The 20115-nt window shown below is 61.7% G+C and carries 16 protein-coding genes; 8 read left to right on the forward strand and 8 right to left on the reverse strand.

Features of this window, described 5'->3' with window-relative positions; translation table 11 throughout:
- Window positions 1-55: 55 nt before the first annotated feature.
- The 3 genes from ABIE49_RS33090 to ABIE49_RS33100 form a co-directional block, all read right to left on the reverse strand.
- Window positions 56-2374 (reverse strand): tetratricopeptide repeat protein, encoded by a 2319-nt coding sequence (locus tag ABIE49_RS33090; RefSeq protein WP_192734794.1) that lies wholly within the window; start codon window positions 2372-2374, stop codon window positions 56-58.
- 262 nt (window positions 2375-2636) lie between these two features.
- Entirely contained in the window at window positions 2637-3443 is an 807-nt protein-coding gene (locus ABIE49_RS33095) for a hypothetical protein (protein WP_192734793.1), read from the reverse strand.
- Between the two features lie 208 nt (window positions 3444-3651).
- Window positions 3652-5454, reverse strand: coding sequence for an NAD(P)/FAD-dependent oxidoreductase (locus ABIE49_RS33100; protein WP_192734792.1), 1803 nt, complete (start codon window positions 5452-5454; stop codon window positions 3652-3654).
- A gap of 454 nt (window positions 5455-5908) precedes the next feature.
- Between ABIE49_RS33100 and ABIE49_RS33105 the strand changes: the two genes are divergently transcribed.
- The 4 genes from ABIE49_RS33105 to ABIE49_RS33120 all read left to right on the forward strand — a co-directional run bounded on the left by ABIE49_RS33105 (window position 5909) and on the right by ABIE49_RS33120 (window position 9447).
- Entirely contained in the window at window positions 5909-6289 is a 381-nt protein-coding gene (locus tag ABIE49_RS33105) for a GYD domain-containing protein (protein WP_192734791.1), read from the forward strand.
- 245 nt (window positions 6290-6534) lie between these two features.
- Window positions 6535-7074: a peptide-methionine (S)-S-oxide reductase MsrA gene (gene msrA, locus ABIE49_RS33110; RefSeq protein ID WP_192734790.1), complete on the forward strand. Its 540-nt coding sequence runs from the start codon at window positions 6535-6537 to the stop codon at window positions 7072-7074.
- Window positions 7071-8702 (forward strand): acetolactate synthase large subunit, encoded by a 1632-nt coding sequence (locus tag ABIE49_RS33115; RefSeq protein ID WP_192734789.1) that lies wholly within the window; start codon window positions 7071-7073, stop codon window positions 8700-8702. Before msrA ends, ABIE49_RS33115 begins: the two co-directional genes overlap by 4 nt.
- Window positions 8703-8886: 184 nt before the next feature.
- Window positions 8887-9447, forward strand: a complete 561-nt coding sequence (locus ABIE49_RS33120; protein WP_192734788.1) for a GNAT family N-acetyltransferase — start codon at window positions 8887-8889, stop codon at window positions 9445-9447.
- Here the strand turns inward: ABIE49_RS33120 and ABIE49_RS40120 are convergent, their stop codons facing one another.
- A complete protein-coding gene (locus ABIE49_RS40120; RefSeq protein WP_210337177.1) occupies window positions 9448-9795 on the reverse strand; it encodes a YunG family protein in 348 nt (115 codons plus the stop codon).
- Window positions 9796-10513: 718 nt separating this feature from the next.
- On the reverse strand, window positions 10514-10975 hold the full coding sequence (locus ABIE49_RS33130) for an Lrp/AsnC family transcriptional regulator (RefSeq protein ID WP_192734786.1): 462 nt from the start codon (window positions 10973-10975) through the stop codon (window positions 10514-10516).
- Window positions 10976-11111: 136 nt separating this feature from the next.
- Here ABIE49_RS33130 and ABIE49_RS33135 point away from each other — a divergent pair, with 136 nt between their 5' ends.
- The 3 genes from ABIE49_RS33135 to bla all read left to right on the forward strand — a co-directional run bounded on the left by ABIE49_RS33135 (window position 11112) and on the right by bla (window position 16300).
- Window positions 11112-13490, forward strand: coding sequence for a thiamine pyrophosphate-binding protein (locus ABIE49_RS33135; RefSeq protein ID WP_192734785.1), 2379 nt, complete (start codon window positions 11112-11114; stop codon window positions 13488-13490).
- Window positions 13491-13842: 352 nt separating this feature from the next.
- Window positions 13843-15273, forward strand: coding sequence for an aldehyde dehydrogenase family protein (locus ABIE49_RS33140; protein ID WP_192734784.1), 1431 nt, complete (start codon window positions 13843-13845; stop codon window positions 15271-15273).
- Between the two features lie 136 nt (window positions 15274-15409).
- Window positions 15410-16300, forward strand: a complete 891-nt coding sequence (gene bla, locus ABIE49_RS33145; protein ID WP_192734783.1) for a subclass B3 metallo-beta-lactamase — start codon at window positions 15410-15412, stop codon at window positions 16298-16300.
- 28 nt (window positions 16301-16328) lie between these two features.
- Here the strand turns inward: bla and ABIE49_RS33150 are convergent, their stop codons facing one another.
- Window positions 16329-17294 carry an SMP-30/gluconolactonase/LRE family protein gene (locus ABIE49_RS33150; RefSeq protein WP_192734782.1) on the reverse strand — a complete coding sequence of 322 codons (966 nt, stop codon included), beginning with the start codon at window positions 17292-17294 and terminating at the stop codon, window positions 16329-16331.
- A 95-nt stretch (window positions 17295-17389) separates the two neighbouring features.
- On the opposite strand from ABIE49_RS33150, the gene ABIE49_RS33155 reads away from it, so the two are divergent.
- A complete protein-coding gene (locus ABIE49_RS33155; RefSeq protein WP_192734781.1) occupies window positions 17390-18208 on the forward strand; it encodes an NAD-dependent epimerase/dehydratase family protein in 819 nt (272 codons plus the stop codon).
- 94 nt (window positions 18209-18302) lie between these two features.
- On the opposite strand, the gene ABIE49_RS33160 is transcribed toward ABIE49_RS33155, so the two are convergent.
- On the reverse strand, window positions 18303-18986 hold the full coding sequence (locus tag ABIE49_RS33160; RefSeq protein ID WP_192734780.1) for a GntR family transcriptional regulator: 684 nt from the start codon (window positions 18984-18986) through the stop codon (window positions 18303-18305).
- Window positions 18983-19990, reverse strand: coding sequence for a Gfo/Idh/MocA family protein (locus ABIE49_RS33165; RefSeq protein ID WP_192734779.1), 1008 nt, complete (start codon window positions 19988-19990; stop codon window positions 18983-18985). Before ABIE49_RS33165 ends, ABIE49_RS33160 begins: the two co-directional genes overlap by 4 nt.
- Window positions 19991-20115 lie beyond the last annotated feature (125 nt).

Below are 20115 nucleotides of genomic sequence, written 5' to 3' on the forward strand. Positions count from 1 at the left end.
CAGGCGCAAGACGCGGATGCGGCCGGTCGTGTCGCCGCTTGCGTCGCCAGGCGCCTCATTTTTCCAGCCCTCGGGCGATCTTGCCCTTGATCTTCTTCGCCTCGGCTGGATCGGGCTTGAGCGATAACGCCAGCTCCCAGGATTTGCGCGCCTCGTCCTGGCGTCCCGCCCGCCAGTGCACGTCGCCGAGATGGTCTCTTATTTCGTTGTTGTCCGGTTCAAGAGCGGCCGCGCGCTCCAGGAGGTTGATCGCCTCCGGGTAATCGCCGAGGCGGTAGTGCGCCCAGCCGAGACTGTCGAGCATATAGCCGTCGTCCGGCCTGAGCTTTACGGCCTTCTCGAGCAGCGCCAGGCCTTCCCTGAGCTTGAGCTTCCGATCGACCCAGTTAAAGCCGAGTTGATTGAGCACGTCGGGTTGATCGGGATCGAGCTCCATCGCCTTGAGAAAATCCGCTTCGGCCTGCGGCCATTTGCCGAGGCGCTCGAAGCTCACGCCGCGGTAAAGCCAGTAGGTCCAGTGCGCCTTTTCCGGCTTGCCGGCCAGTTCGATCACCTTGCCGTAATCCCTGGCGGCGCGATCGAAATCGCTCTTGCGGCGCCAGGCATCGCCGCGACCGCTATATGCCCGCATATTTTTCGGATCGAGGCGGATCGCCTCGCTGAAATCCTTGATGGCGCGGTCGTTGTCGCTCTTGCTGGCGTAAACGCTGCCGCGATTGGCATAGGCCGCCGCATCGTTCGGCCTGAGGCGGATCGCCTCGTCGTACTCCTTGATGGCGCTGTCGTTGTCGCCCTTATAGGCGTAAGCAGCCGCGCGATTGAAATAGGCCGCCACAAACTTCGGGTCGAAGCGGATCGCCTCGCTGTAGTCAGCGATGGCACGGTCGTTATCGCCCTTCTCCCGGTGGAGATTGCCGCGATTGTAATAGGCCGTCACATATTTCGGATCGAGGCGGATGGCCTCGTCGAAATCCTTGATGGCGCGATCGTTATCGCGCTTGTTGGAGTAGACGACGCCGCGATTGTAATAGGCCTTCGCGTCCTTCGGATCGAGACTGATCGCCTCGTCGTACTCCTTGATGGCGCTATCGTAATCACCTTTGGTGGCGTAAACCGCCCCGCGATTGAAATAGGCCGCCGCATATTTCGGGTCGAGCCGGATCGCCTCGCTGTAATCCTTGATGGCGCGGTCGTGATCGCCCTTCTCCCTGTAGGCATTGCCGCGATTGAAATAGGCGGCCACAAATTTCGGATCGAGGCGGATGGCCTCGTCGAAATCCCTGATGACGCGGTCGTTGTCGCCGCCCTTGTGGGAGTAGGCGCTGCCGCGATTGTTATAGGACGTGGCATTTTTCGGATCGAGGCGGATCGCCTCGGCGAAATCCTTGATGGCGCGGTCGTAATCGCCCTTTTCGGCGTAGGCGTGTCCGCGATCGTTATAGTCGTCGGCATTCTTTGGGACCAATGCCGCTTGTCCGGCTCTCGGCCGCAGCCGTGACGCCTCGTCGTAATCCTTCCTGGCCCGGGCGGAGTCTCCCTTGTTTTCATAGGCCCGCCCGCGGATCTCATAGGCCAGCGCATATTTTGGATCGAGGCGGATCGCCTCGTCATACTCCTTGATGGCGCTGATATAATCGCCTTTGAAGAAGTAGGCGCCGCCACGATGCAAATGGGCGCTCGCATCCTTCGGATTGAGGCGGATCGCCTCGCTGTAGTCCTTGATGGCGCGGTCGTGATCGCGCTTGCTGGTGTAGGCAAGCCCGCGATTGAAATAGGCCTCCGCAAAATTCGGATCGAGGCGGATCGCCTCGTCGTGATCCCTGATGGCGCGGTCGTTGTCGCCCTTGCCGGAGTAGGCATTGCCGCGATTGCTATAGGCGTCCGCCAATTTCGGATCGAGGCGGATCGCCTCGTCGTGATCCCTGATGGCACGGTCGTTGTCGCCCTTGCCGTGGTAGGCCTTGCCGCGACCGGTATAAGCAAGCGCATATTTCGGATTGAGGCGGATCGCCTCGTCGTAATCCTTGATGGCGCGGTCGTAATCGCCTTTCAGGAAGTAGGCTCGACCGCGGGCGTTATAGGCACGTTCAACTTTCGGATCGAGGCGGATCGCCTCGTCGTAGTCCTTGATGGCGCGGTCGTTGTCAACGGTGCCGTAGGCATAGCCGCGATTGACATAGGCATTGGCCCGGCCTGTCGCGCTCTCTGCTGCGCCGCGCGCCAACACTTCCGTGCATCCGGCGATCTTGCGTTCCTGATCGGCGGTTTGACCGCAATCCTCCCACGCCTTGTCGGCCGCGCAGGCCGGCGGCGCGAGCAGGGGCAGGAACGCCACAGCCAGGAATAGGGTTAAGAAAAGGCAACGCCGAAACATCTCGTACTCCATCCAAAGCGCCTGGGGGGAGCCGGCGCGGCGCATATCGTCGTCACGGCGTGGATCGCCCCCCGGGCATGGCATAGTATAGCCTGCGACGAGAATGGGGCCGCTTGCGCGATTGCGCAAGGCGAAGATGAAGGGCTCGTCCATGACCACGTGCAGTGTCGTCCCGTTCGACGACATCGCGCGACGCATAGCGCGCTGTATCGGATCAAAGCGCTGTTTCTGCACAAGACTTTGATGGACGTTGCATCGAAGGTTACCAGTCGTCGTCGTAGATCCACTCTCTTGGGGGGCGAGGCCGCGCCCTTACGTGCGGCGACTGAAGCGTGCGCTCGGGCTTGCGCAAGGTCGGAGTCGGCTGCGCCGGAGGCGGAGACGCCTTGGGCGGATTCTGCTCGGAAACCTTCGCTAGTACGCGTTTCATCTCTTCCTGGTTCGCCTTGAGCTCCTCAATGGCCTTTGAACTGTCGCGGACTATTTGTTGCTGGTTCGTCTTGAGCTGTTCGATGTTTCGCTCGAGCGTCGCGAGATCGCGCGCCATCGTTTGCAGCAACTCCGTGTGATCAGGAAGCGCTGCAGTGGTTGTCGGCGCGGCGTCTTGCGGTGCGGGCTGGGGCAAGGGCGATGCTTGCGGTGGTGCTGGCTCCGCCGCGGCCACTTGAACGGTAGATGGCGCCTGCAGGGCGGGTACCGGCGGATTTTCCGACGGCAATGTTGAAACGAGCTGGGGGGCCCAACGGGCGACAACCAGCTTGGCCCCGGCGCCATAGGAGGACTGCAAAACCAGGGCAGCGACAACGATGCACGCCGCCAACACCAAGCCGACGAGCGCCCGGCGCCCCGGCTTTCCAGGCGGTGATTGCGGGCGAGGTCCGGCCGAAGGTGGTCCGGCCGAAGGTGGGCGCTCGGCATCGTGCTCCATTTTTGCAACCTGTTCACTCACACGCGCAAGCTCTTCACTCGCGCGTGTGATCTGTCCGTAGGCGTGTGCGAGTCGTTCATCGGTGCGCGGGACCGGGGCATCGGGGGAGGCATTTGCCTTCGAAGTGGGTGTGGAGTTCATTGGCGCTTCCCTTTTCCGTCCAACGTCATCCCAAGGTTGAGGTCGACTATTCGTCGGGTCGACCAGCCGCCGACACTGCGTTCAGTCTTGTTCAAAGAATGGCCGTATGATGGAGAGGATGCTCCTATGCTGGTCGGACATCAGCAGACCAGCCGGGCCGGCCGATAGGTGCCGTCTCCAGGCCTGCTCAAAGCAATCGAATAGGCAATCAGCTCAGATGGTGGGCCTTCTGGAGGCCGTAAACTGGTGTGGGAATGCCTTCCATTCGTGCCTTCAACTGGAGGGACAGAAACTGGGAGTAGTGACGTGACTGGTGCAGGTTACCGCCATGGAACCAAAGCCCCTCCTGCTGCGTCGGCTTCCACATATTTCGCTGTTCGCCTTCCCAAGGGCCGGGGTCTTTGGTCGTATTCGAGCCTAGTCCCCAGACCTTACCTACCTTGTCGGCAACTTCCCTGGAGATCAGATCCGCGGCGAAGCCGTTCATCGAACCGTAGCCGGTGGCGTAAACGACAAGATCGGCCGGCAGCTCGGTCCCGTCGGTCAAGATGACGGAATGTTCCGTGAGCTTTTTGACATCGACACCGCTCTTCAGCCTGATGCTGCCATTGGCTACCAATTCCGAAGCGCCGACGTCGATGTAGTATCCGGATCCACGCCGCAGGTATTTCATGAACAAACCGGAATCGTCGTCACCATAATCGAGCAGGAAGCCTGCCTTCTCGAGGCGTTTGTAGTAATCGGCATCGCGTTCCCTGATCGCGTTATAAACCGGGATCTGGAACTCGTGCAGAATCTTGTAAGGCAGTGACGCAAAGATCAGGTCGGCCTTGGCCGTCGTCATTCCAGACTGGACCGCCTGTTCGGAGTAAAGCGAGGCCAATCCGAGCTCCATCAGCGAGTCCGACTTCACAACGTGGGTCGTCGAGCGCTGAACCATGGCAACGTCCGCTCCGGCTTCCCAAAGCGCGGCACAAATGTCGTGAGCGGAATTGTTCGAGCCGATCACCACGGCTTTCTTGTTCTTGTATTTGTCCGGTCCCGGATGCTGCGACGAATGGTGCTGATCGCCCGTGAAAATCTCCATGCCTTCGAACTTCGGCGTGTTGGGCTTGGCTGACATTCCCGTCGCAAGTACGAGCTGTTTTGGCTTGAGGACGATTTCCTTGCCGTCGCGCTGCACGACGACGGTCCACTCGCGGCTCTTGTCGTCGTAGGATGCCTTCTTGCATTCGGTTGAGCCCCAGTAGTTGAGCTCCATCACCTTTGCATACATCTCGAGCCAGTCCCCGATCTTGTCCTTCGGTGAGAAGACCGGCCAGTTCCGGGGAAACGGCAGATAGGGCAGATGATCGTACCAGACCGGATCATGCAGGCAGAGTGACTTGTAGCGTTTGCGCCAGCTGTCGCCAGGTCGTTCGTTCTTTTCGATGATGATTGTCGGCACATTGAGCTGGCGCAGCCGGGCTCCGAGTGCGATGCCGCCCTGACCGCCACCAACAATGACGCAATAGGGCTGACGCGAGTATCCGAGTTCGGCGGCTTCGGCCTCGCGTTCTTCCTTCCACGTTTTTCGATTGCGTTCGGCGCCGTGTTTTGCCCCCATCGGACGGTCGAAGCCCACTGCCTCTTCGTGTCCCTTGAGTTCGCTCATGGTCGTCAGCAACGTCCAGATCCGGCCGTCCTTCAGGCGCATGTGGCCAAAGCCACGCGCGACCTCCGTTTCGAATTGTATCCAACTCTCGATAATTCCATCTGTTTCGGAAGCGTCCTCTCCGTCCGCAATTTTCCAGCTCGACGGCTTCGTATCGGCGAGCCGCGCCTTGAGCATGTCGCGAACCTGTTCCTTGCCCTCCATTGTCTTGATGTTCCAGGTGAAGGTAACGAGGTCGCGCCAGTAGCAGTCAGTCTGAAAGAGGTCGACGGCGCGTTCCACCTCGCCGGCGGACAGCGCCTTGTCGAGCGCGTTGAGCAGATCAGACACTTTTCCGTCCGGGGCCTTGTCGAGCATGATGTCCTCCCTTGTGCCGATGGCAGAGCTGCGCTCTTTTCTCGTTCCGGCGAACTGAAGCCGAGGCGCCGACGAAAGCGATGAGCTCGCGCAGTGTCATTCGGTCATTCAGGACATATCTAAATTCTAGCACTTTGCGGCAAAGAGGCGAGGGGGATTCAGCCAATCGGGGTTAAAATGCGGCCAGGCATCGGGACTGGGTCCGACACCTGACTTTCAGGGATCGTCCGGTTTTTTGACGCGCGATCGAACGCAACGAGCAGTGCATGCCGAGCCATCGAGAGATCTCCTCTCGTTTAGAAAGGCTGAGCGCCTAAAAGATTAGAGTGTTGCGCTGACCAATTGAGCCCACCCCCTAAGTACGGACATTCTATTGCAATGCTAATGCGAACATTACCGCGACACCGACGTTACTTCGGAGAATGGACCACTAGCGAACGCAGAGGAGGCCAGCATGACGATTTACATTTCTCAAGGTCGTTACACCGCAGCGGCCATCAAGGGGATGACGGCGAAGCCGGAGGACCGTTCCGAGGCGGTCGCGGAGTTGTTCGCCGCCGCTGGTGCTCGACTGATCAGTTGGTATCTGACTTTGGGACCCTACGATTGGCTAATCATAGCGGAAGCACCGGATGAACCCACGATGATTTCAGCGGTGCTTGCGGCCGCGGCGGGTGGAAGCCTTTCAGACATAACCACTACCGTGGCGCTCACGGCGAGTGATACGGCAAAGGCCTTCCAGCGGGCAGGCGAGCTTACTCTGAAATTCAGATCGGCGGGCCGTGCTGATTACTACGGAGTAGGGATCGATTCGGGCCGTGAGATCGAGGCTTGAATGCCAAATTATGGGATCTGCGCTGCTGCCGACATGACGGAGCCGGCAGGGTCGTGGGCAATAGGCGTGCCCGCTGCTGCTTCGCCAGCCGAGCCTGGGCTGCCGGATCGCTATTGCAACTCGAACGCCTCCGGCGCAAGGCAGCCGCTTGCCGCTGTTTGCAATTTGGCATCGTTCGGCCGCATTATGCGCGCTTGATGGCTTGCGGGGCATGACGCCCGCAGTGAACCGAAGGGAGGACCGACATGACGGTTTCGACGGAACGCGCAGTCCTTGCCGGTGGCTGCTTCTGGGGTGTGCAGGATTTGATCCGCCGCTATCCCGGCGTGATTTCGACGCGGGTGGGTTACACCGGCGGCGAGGTAGCGAACGCGACCTATCGCAACCATGGCAATCACGCCGAAGGCATCGAGATCATCTTCGATCCGAACGTGATCAGCTATCGCAAGCTGCTGGAGTTCTTTTTCCAGATCCACGATCCCTCGACCATGAACCGCCAGGGCAACGATCTGGGCCCGAGCTACCGGTCGGCCATCTTCTATACCAATGATGAGCAGAAGCGGGTCGCGGAAGACACCATCGCCGACGTCGATGCATCAGGTCTCTGGCCGGGCAAGGTCGTCACCGAGGTGGCGCCCGTTGGGCCGTTCTGGGAGGCGGAGCCCGAGCATCAGGATTATCTGGAGAAATATCCTGACGGGTACACCTGCCATTTCATCCGGCCGGACTGGACGCTGCCGCACCGGGCGGAGAAAGCGGAGCCAGGTGTGAGGGGAGCCGCGTGACCAAGGCCTCCGATCTCTTGGTGGCGGCCCTCGAGAACGAGGGCGTCGAATATATCTTCGCCATTCCCGGCGAGGAAAACCTCGACGTGCTGGACTCGCTGCGGCGTTCGAAGATCAAGCTGGTGCTGACGCGGCACGAGCAGGCCGCCGGCTTCATGGCGGCCACCTATGGGCGGCTCACCGGACGGGCGGGCGTCTGCCTGACGACGCTCGGTCCCGGCGCGCTCAACCTGACGACATCCGCGGCCTACGCCCATCTCGGCGCGATGCCGATGGTGATGCTGACAGGGCAAAAGGCGATCCGGAGCAGCCGTCAGGCGCGCTTCCAGATCGTCGACATCGTCGCGACCATGCGGCCGCTGACCAAGATGGCGACGCAGATCGTGTCAGCACAGAGTATTCCGACCCTGGTTCGCGACGCCTTCCGCGTCGCGCAGCAGGAGCGGCCGGGCCCGGTGCATCTCGAACTGCCCGAGGACATCGCGGCCGATGAAGCCACCGCCGATATGATCCCGCCGCACACCGTCGAGCTGCCGGTGGCGCCGTCAGCGGCAATCGATCGCGCCGCGGCCATGATCATGGCCGCCAAGAAGCCGCTCGTGATGCTGGGCGCCGCGGCGAGCCGCCCGCAACTGGCCGAGCCGCTGTCGGCGTTCGTGCGGCGCTGCAAGATTCCGTTCTTCAACACCCAGATGGGCAAGGGCGCCGTCAACGCCGGCTCCAATCTCTATATGGGTACCGCGGCGCTCTCGGAACGCGATTGGGTGCACGAGGCCATCGACCAGGCCGACCTGATCATTTCGATCGGCCACGACACCGTCGAGAAGCCGCCGTTCCTGATGGGCCATGACGGACCGCAGGTGATCCATGTCGGCGTCACGCCGGCGACGGTGGAGCAGGTCTATTTCCCGCAGGCCGAGATCGTCGGTGACGTCGGCGCCGGCCTTGCCGCGCTGGCCGATCGCCTCGAAGGCAAGCTCCCCAACGGTCAGGCATTGCTGGGCCTGCGCGAAGGCATTCTCGCCCATCTCGCCGAGCGCTCGACCGAGGACCGGTTTCCGCTGACGCCGCAGCGCATCGTGCACGACGTCCGCTCCGTCATCCCGCCTGATGGCATCGTGGCCCTCGACAACGGCATGTACAAGATCTGGTTCGCCCGCAACTATCGCACCAGCGTCGCCAACACGTTGCTGCTCGACAACGCACTGGCGACCATGGGGGCGGGGCTGCCTTCGGCGATCGCAGCGGCGCTGCTTTACCCCAAGCGGCGCGTGCTCGCGGTCTGCGGCGATGGCGGCTTCATGATGAATTCGCAGGAGCTGGAAACGGCGGTGCGGCTCAAGCTGAACCTCGTCATGCTGATACTGGAGGATCGCGCCTACGGTATGATCCGCTGGAAACAGGAAGTCGACAATTTTCCCGACTTCGGCCTCGAGTTCGGCAACCCTGATTTCGTCGCCTATGCCAAGTCATACGGCGCCAAGGGCGCGCGCGTCGGCAAGGTCTCGGAGCTCTCGACCATGCTGGAGGCCGCGTTCAGCGAAGGCGGCGTGCATCTGGTCGTGGTGCCCGTCGACTACAGCGAGAACATGCGCGTGCTGGTCGAGGAACTGCGCCCAAAGCAATGAAACAAGCGGGCGTCCGTTTGGTGTGATAACGGACTGCACGATAGACCTTGACGTCTGCTCGGTGCCAAAGGCGATAGTGGCGCCGCGTCAGATTGTCAGTAGCATCGCGAAAAAGGGATTGCGCGACCATGATTGATGGCTCTATTGAGCCATAGTCCCTATGCCGTAGTTATGGCGAAGTCGGATGCAGCTTTTTTCACAACGACTGATCCTCCGATCATGGAGAGATTCAGACAGGCAGCCGTTTGCCGAAATGTCTGAAGATGCTGACGTCATGGAATATCTGCGCCCGCTCTCAACGCGAGACGCACGCCATGCCTGGATCGATTACCAGATCAACCATCAATCCTCTCATGGCTTCTGCATGTGGGCTCTGGAATCGCGAGCATCCGGCATATTCATGGGTGCTGTCGGATTGTTGCACGTCGCCTTTGCGGCCCGCTTCACGCCTGCCGTCGAAGTCGGTTGGCGGTTAGCGCGGCCGTTCTGGGAACAAGGATTCGCCATGGAAGCAGCGCGAGCAGCGCTTCGATTTGGTTTCGAAGAGAGCCGCCTCACGGAGATTGTGGCGCACGCGAGCTTTCGCAACGGTCGATCACGACGCATGATGGCGAAGCTAGGGATGTCTCACGATAGCACGGAGGATTTTGACCACCCTCGCATCCCGGAAAGTGACCCACTGCGGCGACAAGTTCTTTATCGACTAACCCGGGACCCCTGGTTGTCTCAGCGCGATGTACTTTGATCAAACATTCGATGTGTGCCGCAGGAAGGCAGCCATGAGTGTTGCCACTTCGGCGTCCGTTGCGCCGCGCTCTGCGTCGTCTCGGGTCGTCGGCAGATCAGTGTAAGTGATCGGATGAGCAAACTGGCTTTCCGTGAAATCGAACCGGACGCCGCCGAGGCGATTGTAGAAGTGGTCGCCCTCGGGCAAGGGTGTTTTCAGCAATTCGCCGCCAAAGAGTTCGTGCACGAGCAGCGCGGTAACGTTGCATTGCCCTGCTGCGGGATTGTCCTCAGTCCATTGCTTTCCAGTCTCCCGCGACCACGAACGACGAAGCGCGGTAACTACCTGATCGGGTTCGAAATCCATTTCGCGGCATCCTCCCGCAATCGATGCGATCTCAGCATCATGCCGTCCCGCCGATTCCGCAAGTGCGGCAAAACAACCCGTCGGGCAAATCTGTTCGGATTTGCGGAAATCATGTCAAGCCCCGAAATTAAAAATATTTCTGTTTACCGGAAGACAAATCAAGGGCATATCTATCGCCATCCCGCCCTACTCAGAAGGGCGTCGGCCGTCGTCACGGACGTTGGGCGGGTTGCGGTGGACGCTGGTTTACGCCTGACGACGGCGTGGACGGGCGTACGGCAAAACCGTGTGGTCCTGGCACCCGTTGCAGGTGTCAAGCTGTCGGAGAAGCGCAAGCGGAAACGATAGCGACGGAGTCAACCAAGAACTCGTCTCCGGGGAGATCACGGCATAAGCCGTAAAGCCATTGCGCAGGGAAGGCCGGGTGTTCTCCGCTGCCCTGTATGCTCGTGTGCAGCCTACTTAGCACTAACCGCACACGGGACCGCGGGTGCAGCGCGCACCCGGTCTTCCCTGCGCCCTCTCATGAGAGGGCAAGGAATTTCTGGCAAAGCTCGGGCGCATCGCGTCGCGAGAACGCAGCTACATATTCAGCGTCGTCCCGGGCTTGACCCGGGACCCATAACCACAGGAAGTAGTTTTGCGAATGGTCTCTGCTATCGAGTCTTCATCGAGAGATCACGCGGTATGGGTCCCGGGTCAAGCCCGGGACGACAGATCACACCGGCAGCGCGATCGAATACTTCACCTGGCTCAGCGCAAAGCTCGACTCGATCGACGCAATCCCATCCAGCCGCGTCAGCTTGTTCTTCAAAAACGCCTCGTAGGACGACAGATCGGCGGCGACGACACGCAGCAGGTAATCGCGATTGCCCGTCATCAGATAGCATTCCAGCACCTCGTCCCATTTCGAGATCGCCTTGGCAAACCGGTTGAGGTCCTCCTCCTTCTGGCGCGCCAGCTTGATCGAGATGAAGACGCTGACATGCAGGCCCAGCGATTTCTGGTCGACGGTCGCGATATAGCGGGTGATGACGCCGCGCTCCTCGAGCAATTTCACCCGGCGGTGGCAGGGCGACACCGAGAGCCCGACCTTCTCGGAGAGCTCCTGCATGGTCATGCGGCTGTCGGATTGCAGCAGGCTGAGGATCTTGCGGTCGATGGCGTCGAGGGCGTGCATTGGAATGAACTCTGCATAATGGGGTTCGGATTGGTATTTTATCCCAATTCTGGCCGGTATGTCGCGTAAATTTGAGATTTCTGGGAGCCTGATGCCCGGTAAAATTTGACCCTGACCCCGAGTCCGGAGCAACGCCATGCCCATCGAGCCCGCACGCCTGGAATTATTGTCCGCGCTGGCACGCAAGGTGCTCTGGCTGTCATCGTGGACCATCCACCACGCCAATCACATCCGCGCCAACGCCGACGGCCTGAAGGTCGGCGGCCATCAGGCGTCGTCGGCCTCGCTCGCCAACATCATGTCGGCGCTGTATTTCTCGGTGCTGCGGCCGCAGGACCGCGTCGCGGTGAAGCCGCATGCGAGCCCGGTGTTCCACGCCATCCAGTATCTGTTCGGGCATCAGACCCGCGAGAAGCTGGAGAATTTCCGCGGCTTCAAGGGCGCGCAATCCTACCCGTCGCGCACCAAGGATGCCGACGACGTCGATTTCTCGACCGGCTCGGTCGGCCTCGGCGTGGCGCAAACCCTGTTCTCTTCGTTGGTGCAGGATTACGTCAAGTCGCATGGCTGGATGAAAGATCGTCCCGAGGGGCGCATGATCGCGCTGGTCGGTGACGCCGAAATGGATGAAGGCAATATCTTCGAGGCGCTGCTCGAAGGCTGGAAGCACGGGCTGCGCAACACCTGGTGGGTCGTCGACTACAACCGCCAGAGCCTGGACGCCGTGGTGCGCGAAGGGCTCTGGGAGAAATTCGAATCGATGTTCCGCAATTTCGGCTGGGACGTCAGGATCGTGAAATACGGCACGCTGATGCAGGCGGCGTTCGCCGAACCCGGCGGCGAGGCGCTGCGGCGCTGGATCGATAATTGCCCGAACCAGATGTATGCCGCGCTGTGCTTCCAGGGCGGCGCCGCGTTCCGAAAACATCTGCAGGACGACATCGGCGATCAGGGACAGGTCACCCAACTGATCGACCGCCGCAGCGACGAGGAACTGCTGGCGCTGATGTCCAATTTGGGCGGCCACGACATGACCAGCATGATCGATGCCTTCGAGTCGATCGATCATGATCGCCCGGTCTGCTTCATCGCCTACACCATCAAGGGCGTCGGGCTGCCGATGCAGGGCCACAAGGACAACCATGCCGGTCTGATGACGGTCGCGCAGATGGAAAAATGGCGTGCGGCGCAGAACATCCGTCCCGGCCACGAATGGGAAAAGTTCGAAGGGTTGTCGCAGGACCCGGCTGATCTCGAAGCGTTCCTCACCGAAGCGCCGTTCAACGCCGAGGGGCGCCGGCGCCTGACCGCGCCCGTGATCGAGGTGCCAGAACGGCTCGCCTTCAAGCCGGCGGCGCAGATGTCGACCCAGCAGGGCTTTGGCCTCGTGCTCAACGAACTCGCGCGCGGCGACACCGAACTGGCTTCGCGCATCGTCACCACGTCGCCTGACGTGACGGTGTCGACCAATCTCGGCGCCTGGGTCAACCGGCGCGGCCTGTTTGCGAAGGCGGAAAACCACGATCTGTTCCGGCAAGAAAAAATTCCCTCGACCTTCAACTGGGATTTCTCGCCGAAAGGGCAGCACCTCGAACTCGGCATCGCCGAGATGAACCTGTTCATCATGCTCTCGGCGCTCGGTCTGTCGCACCAGATCAACGGCGAGCGGCTGTTGCCGATTGGCACGCTCTACGATCCCTTCATCCAGCGCGGCCTCGATGCGATGAATTACGCCTGCTACCAGGACGCGCGCTTCATGGTGGCGGCGACGCCGTCGGGCATTACGCTGGCGCCGGAGGGCGGCGCGCACCAGTCGATCGCAACGCCGCTGATCGGCATCGCACAGGATGGTCTCGCCTCGTTCGAACCGGCCTTTGTCGATGAACTCTCCGTGATCATGGGCTGGGGTTTTCAGCACATGCAGCGCGAAGTCGGGCAAGGGGAAGAAGGCGGCGGTTCGGTCTATTTGCGGCTGTCGACGCGGATCATCGACCAGCCGCAGCGGATCATGACGCCGGACCTGCAGCGCGAGATCACCGACGGCGCGTATTGGCTGCGCAAGCCGGGCGCGAATTGCGACGTCGTGATCGCCTACACCGGCGCGGTCGCGCCCGAGGCGATCGAGGCGGTCGGCTTCATCGGCGAGAGCCACCGGGACGTTGGACTATTGGCGGTGACCTCGGCGGACCGCCTGCATGCAGGCTGGACCGCGGCGCGAAAACTGCGCCGCGACCGCCGCGGCGTGGCCCATCTCAGCCATATCGAACAAATGCTGGCGCCGCTGCCACGCGACTGCGGCATCGTCAGCGTGATCGACGGCCATCCGGCCGCACTGGGCTGGCTCGGCAGCGTACGCGGCCACCGGGTGGAGGCGCTGGGTGTCGAGCAGTTCGGCCAGACCGGCACCATCGCCGACCTCTACCGCCACCACGGCATGGACGCCAACGCCATCATCGATGCGGCGGAAAGCCTCACGGTGGGGGCCCCGGTGCGGCACAGGAAGATGGCGGTGTGAGATTGTGGTGTAAACAATGATGGTCGGAGCAAGCCCGGCCCCCACCCCAACCCTCCCCCGCAAGTGCGGGAGAGGGGGCGCAGCACGTTGTGTGGCGATCGATGTTCGCCGCAAATTCGGTCCACTCCCTCTCCCGCTTGCGGGGGAGGGCGGGGTGGGGGTCTCTCCACACGGGCAGAAGCGCGAGTGACCGTCTTGCATCCGTCACGCCACTGACCTTATATCCGGTGCCCGCCGCAACGCGGCATCCCGCATATGGCGGGTTCAATTGCCGGGATTTTCGTGCAAGGATGCCTGCCGAACGCACCCGTTCCCTGAAATCCTTCCGCCCTGTGAAATAACGAGGTTTCCGATGGTCAACCGTATGCAATTCTACATCGACGGCGCCTGGGTCGATCCCGCCGTCAAGAAGTCCACGCCCGTCGTCAATCCGGCGACCGAAGAGGCGATGTATGAGGTTGCGCTCGGCTCGAAGGCCGATCTCGACAAGGCCGTCGCTGCCGCCAAGCGCGCCTTCGTGACCTTCTCGCAGACCAGCCGCGAGGAGCGCGTCGCGCTCCTGGAGAAGATCATCGAGATCTACAAGGGCCGCATGAAGGACATCGGCGCTGCCGTATCCGACGAAATGGGCGCGCCGCTGCCGATGGCAGAGCGGCTGCAGGCCGGCGCCGGCCTCGGCCACATCGCTTCCACCCTGGAAGTTCTCAAAAACTACCACTTCGAAGAGACCCTCGGCACCGCCACGGTGCTGCGCGAGCCCGTCGGCGTCATCGGCATGATCACGCCGTGGAACTGGCCGCTGAACCAGATCGCCTGCAAGGTCGCGCCCGCGCTCGCCGCCGGCTGCACCATGATCCTGAAGCCGTCGGAATTCACGCCGACCTCGGCCTTGATCTTCGCCGAAATCCTCCATGAAGCCGGCGTGCCGAAGGGCGTGTTCAACCTCGTCAACGGCCTCGGCCCGGAGGTTGGCGCTGCGATGAGCGAGCATCCGGATATCGACATGATCTCGTTCACCGGCTCGACCCGCGCCGGCGTCGATGTCGCCAAGCGCGCCGCGCCGACCGTGAAGCGCGTCAGCCAGGAACTCGGCGGCAAGTCGCCGAACGTGATCCTGGAAGGCGCCGACCTCACCAAGGCCGTCACCGGCGGCGTCATGCACATGTTCAACAACTCCGGACAGTCGTGCAACGCACCGTCGCGAATGATCGTGCCGCTGTCGAAGATGAAGGAAGTCGCCGCTATCGCGAAGGCGGTCGCCGACAAGACCAAGGCCGGTGATCCCCGCGCCGACGGCACCACGATCGGCCCGGTCGTGTCCCGCATCCAGTGGGACAAGATCCAGGCGCTGATCCACAAGGGCATCGAGGAAGGTGCAACCCTCGTGGCCGGTGGTCCCGGTCTGCCGGAAGGCGTCAACAAGGGCTTCTACGTGCGCCCGACCATCTTCGCCGATGTCACCAACGACATGACCATCGCCCGCGAGGAAATCTTCGGGCCGGTGCTCACGATCCTTGGCGCCAAGGACGAAGCCGAGGCGGTCAAGATCGCCAACGACACGCCGTATGGTCTCGCCGGTTACGTCACCGGTGATACCGTCGAAAGCGCGCGCCGTGTCGGCAAGCAGATCCGCGCCGGCAACGTCAACCTGCAGGGCGTTCCGAACGACCGCACCGCGCCGTTCGGCGGCTACAAGCAGTCCGGCAACGGCCGCGAGTGGGGCAAGTACGGCCTGGAAGAATATCTCGAAGTGAAGGCGGTCGCCGGCTACAACGCCGCGTAAGCTGATGCGACGCTAGCGTCGTCTATTCCAAGAAGTGCCGGCTGCCCTAAAGCAGCCGGCATTTTCGTTAGAGTGCATCGTCGTGGCTTGCATCAACGCGCGGCCGCAAGAAAAAAACAAAAAAGGGAGATTGGATATGAGGAAACTGGCCATTGCGCTTGTCGCGCTGATTCCGTTGACCAGCGCAGCACAGGCCCAGACCCTCAAGGATCGGCTCGCGACGCTGCTGGTGAAATGGAACGAACCGACAGAGCCGTTCAAGATGATCGGCAACGTCTACTATGTCGGCACCAACGGCCTGTCATCCTATCTGATCACATCGCCGCAAGGCCACATCCTGGTCGATACCGTGATGCCGGAGGCGACCTCGCAGATCAAAGGAAATATCGAGAAGCTTGGCTTCAAGGTCACCGACATCAAATACGTGCTGAACACCCACGCCCATATCGATCACACCGGCGGCCTCGCCGAAATGAAGGCGGCGAGCGGCGCCCAGCTTATCGCCGGTGAAGCCGACAAGCCGCTGCTCGAAGGCGGCTACTATCCGGGAGCGCGGGAGGAAACCGTGTTGAATTTCCCGCCGGTCAAGGTGGACCGCACCGTTCGCGAAGGCGACACGATTACGCTGGGCGACGTGAAGATCACGGCGCGCGAAACGCCCGGCCATTCGCCGGGCTGCACCAGTTGGGAGTTTTCGGTGAAGGACGGCGACGCCACCCGCACGGTCCTGATCTTCTGCAGCGGCACCGTGGCGCTCAACCGCCTCGTGACCAACCCGACCTATCCCGGCATCGTCGCCGATTACCGCAAGACGTTCGCGCGGGCAAAGGACATGAAGGTGGACGTCCTGCTCGCGCCGCATCCGGAAATCTACAAGATGCAGGAGAAGCGCGCCAAACTGGCCGATGGTGCGCCCAATCCCTTCGTCAATCCCGGCGAGTTCAACGTCTATGCCGCGACGCTGGAAAAGGCGTTCGAAGAGGGACTGGCCAAGCAGACCGCCGCCGCGCAGGATAAGAAGGGCTGAATCGGCGCGGTGAGGGCAGGGTGCGGAGCTATCCCCCGAGCGCACCCTGCGTGTTCACATACAGCGCGTAGATCGACTGGCTCGCCGCCATGAACAGCCGGTTGCGCTTCAAGCCGCCGAAACAGAGATTGGCGCAGCGCTCCGGCAGGGCGATGCGGCCGATCATGACGCCGTCGGGCGCGAACACGACAACGCCGTCGAGTTCAGGATCGCCCATACCCCAGCCGCACCACAGATTGCCGTCGATGTCGGAACGCATGCCGTCGGGCGTGCCGGGGCCGGCATCGACGAACACGCGCTTGTCGGAAAGCGTGTCGCCGCCGGGCGAGACGTCGTAGGCGAGGATCTTGCGGGTCGGCACGCCCCGGGATTCGATTACGTAGAGAATCTTCTCATCCGGCGAGAAGCAAAGCCCGTTCGGCCCCAAAATGCCCTCGGCGACGATGGTGGCCTTTCCGGTGGCGCCATCGATCCGGTAGACATTCATATCGAGTTCGGGCTCGGCCTTGTAACCCTCGTAATTGCCGAGCAGGCCGAAGATCGGATCGGTGAACCAGATCGAGCCGTCCGATTTCACCACGACGTCGTTCGGCGAATTCAGCCGCTTGCCGCCAAAGGAGTCGATCAGCACGGTGATCGAGCCGTCATATTCGGTTCTGACAACGCGGCGGCCGCCATGTTCGCAGCTGATCAGCCGGCCCTGGCGGTCGCGGGTATGGCCGTTGGCGAAATTCGACGGCTTGCGGTAGTGGCTGACCGCGCCGGTCTCCTCTTCCCATTTGATGATGCGGTTATTGGGAATGTCGCTGCAGAGCAGATAGCGCCCGTCGCCGAACCACACCGGCCCTTCGGCCCAGCGCATGCCGGTGGCCAGCCGTTCCACCGCCGACAACTTGAGCCAGTATTTCTCAAACCGCGGATCGAGCGCGTGGATCGCCGGATCGGGATAATAGGTCGCCGGCTGCCAGCCGGCGCGGGGTGTTGCCTCGGACATTTGCTGTTCTCGTTGCTGTTGCGTTTCCTCGCAGAATGTTTTGCTATCATTGTCGGCCAGCGACCGCAAATCGCTCGTAAGAAAGAGGGAAGAAAATGCCACGCATATTGATGACCGGCGCTGCCGGAGGAATCGGCACCAGCCTGCGCAGGCTGTTGCCGCCGATCTATCCGGATCTGCTGCTGAGCGACCTGACAACGCCAGCCGATCTCGGCGCGAACGAAAAATTTAAGACGGCTGATCTGGCCGATCCTGCGCAGGTCGAGGCGATCTGCGAGGGTGTCGACGGCATCCTGCACTTCGGCGGCTATTCGGTCGAAGGCCCGTGGGAACAGATCCTGCAATCCAACATCATCGGCTGCTACAATCTGTTCGAGGCGGCGCGCAAGAAGGGCGTCAAGCGCGTGGTGTTCGCTTCATCCAACCATGCGGTCGGATTTTACCCGCGCCACCACCGGATCGGCACCGATGTCCCCGCGCGCCCCGACAGCCGTTACGGCGTCAGCAAGGTGTTCGGCGAAGCGGTCGGCTCGCTCTACGCCGACAAGCACGGGCTTGGGGTGACCTGCCTGCGCATCGGTAATTTCGGCGATAGGCCGCTGGATCGCCGCCGTCTCGCAATCTGGCTGAAGCCGGAAGATCTGGTGCAGCTCTGCCGGATCGGGCTCGACCATCCCGACATTCATTTCGAAATCTTCTACGGCGCGTCCTACAACGAGCGCGCCTGGTGGGACAATCACCGCGCCTACGATCTCGGCTATCGCCCGACCGGCCGCGGCGAAGATCATCGCGAGCATGCGATGGCCGAGCAGGCCAAGATGTCAGCCGATCCCGTCAGCGATTTCTACCAGGGCGGCACGTTCTGCGGCATGGAGTTCGACGGCGACAAGAGCCGGATCGTGGATTGGAAGTGACGCCTCTGGCGTCATTCCGGGATGCATCGGAGATGCGAACCTCAGATGTGCAATTGCACATCGGGGAATCTTGAGATTCCGGGTTCGTGCTCCGTCAGTCATCCCCTGCGATGCGGTCGAGATAATCCGACTTGCTGAACTGCATGTGGTCGACGCAGAGCTGCGCCAGCGCCCAGTTGTCGCGGCCTTTCAGCAGTTCGATCATGAATTCGTGCTGGCGCCGTGACAGCGCGAGCCCCTCATTGTCGGCGAGATTCTTGGCGCGCATCGGCAGCGTCAGGTTCATGTAATCCTGCAGCGAACGCACCAGATAGGGATTGCCGCACGCGGAGAACAGCGCGACGTGAAAGGCGTCGTTGGCTTCGTGAATGCCGCGCAGATCCTGAGCGTCGGCTTTGGCGCAATATTGCCGCTGCAATTCGCTCAACTGCTCGATCAGGCTTGTTGGCGCGGGCAGAGCGATCATCAATGCTGCCTGCCGAGTCAGCATTTCCCGGACCTCGTAGATCTGCCGCACTTCCTCAGCCGAATAGAACCGCACGGTGGCGCCGATGTTCTTCTCGCGCAGCACGATGCCCTGGCGCTCGAGCTGAAACAGGCCCTGGCGCACGAAATGCCGGCTGGCGCGGTAGCGCGTCATCAGCGTGTCTTCGACCAGCCGCGAACCCGGCGCGAAGCGGCCGAAGATGATGTCTTCTTCCAGTCGGCGGATCACTTCCGCCTGCTCTTCCTCTCGCGTCAGCGCGGAAATCTCGGTCAATGCTTCCTGCGGCTTCATTGCAAAGCCTCCCAGCCTGACAGCCGATAGCAATCCTCCACCAGCCGCAACGTCTCCAGATTATCCTCCGGCGCGGTCTCGAACGGCGTGTTGTCCCGCAACGATTGCACGAAGTGCGCAATCGTCCGGTTGTAAGACCCCTGATACTCGGTGGCGAGATCGTAGATCTTTTCCTGGGGCGAAGCACCCGAGCAGATGAGTTGCGACCCGTCGAGCTTGATGGCGCCCTTGTCGCCGAGAATTTCCAGCCGATCGATCTGGCTGGCAGCATGCCCGTGCGCGGCAAAGCTCGCAAACACCGTGACGCCGGCGCCGTTGCCAGCCTGGAGCTGGATCGCCGCGCCGTCTTCGCCGAGGAGCTGCTCGCTCGAACGCGAAAGCGCAGCTGCCGTCACGCGCAGAGGCCCGAGCAGCATCCGCAGCGTATCGAGATGATGGATCAAGACTTCCGCGACCAGCATGCGCTTTTCGCGGCGCATGAAGGGTTGCCGCTCCAGCGCCGGACAAAGCCCGTCGGGTCCCGGCAGCACGCCCGAGGTCAGCAGCGTGAGCTGCGCCTGCTTGACGTTGCCGATGCGGCCTTCGCGCAGCCAGGCTGCGGCGTCGCGATAATATCCGCGAAAGCGCCAGTTCTCGTGCACCATCAGCCGCGTCTGGTCGCGGACCTCGGCAGCGAGGTCGGTCGCTTGTTGCAGGTTCGGCGCCAGCGGCTTCTGGCAGAGCACCGGCAGGCGCTTAGCTGCCGCGAGCCGGACCAGCGGCGCGTGCATCTCGCGTGGCGCCGCGATGTCGATGGCGTCAGGATCGGTCTCCGCCAGCATCGCTTCGGCGCTGGCGTAGGTTCTGGATATCTCGAATTCGGTCGCGCGGCGTGCGGCGTTGTCGGCCGAGGGATCGGCGACCGCAACAACGCGCGCCTGATCTGCTATACTGGCCCAGGCGATCAGATGATGGCGGCTCACCATGCCGGCGCCGACAAGGCCAATGCGGAACGGCTTGTTCATGGATGCTCGCTTCCGATCATCGCTGGAAGTCAGCACGCACGGATATTATTGTCAATAATAGCGCATGATTGGTGGACGAATAGCGCAAATTTCGGCGCCGAATATCAAATATTGACAATAATAAC

Origin of the sequence: Bradyrhizobium sp. OAE829, assembly GCF_040546575.1 — a bacterium.
Taxonomy (GTDB): Bacteria; Pseudomonadota; Alphaproteobacteria; order Rhizobiales; family Xanthobacteraceae; genus Bradyrhizobium.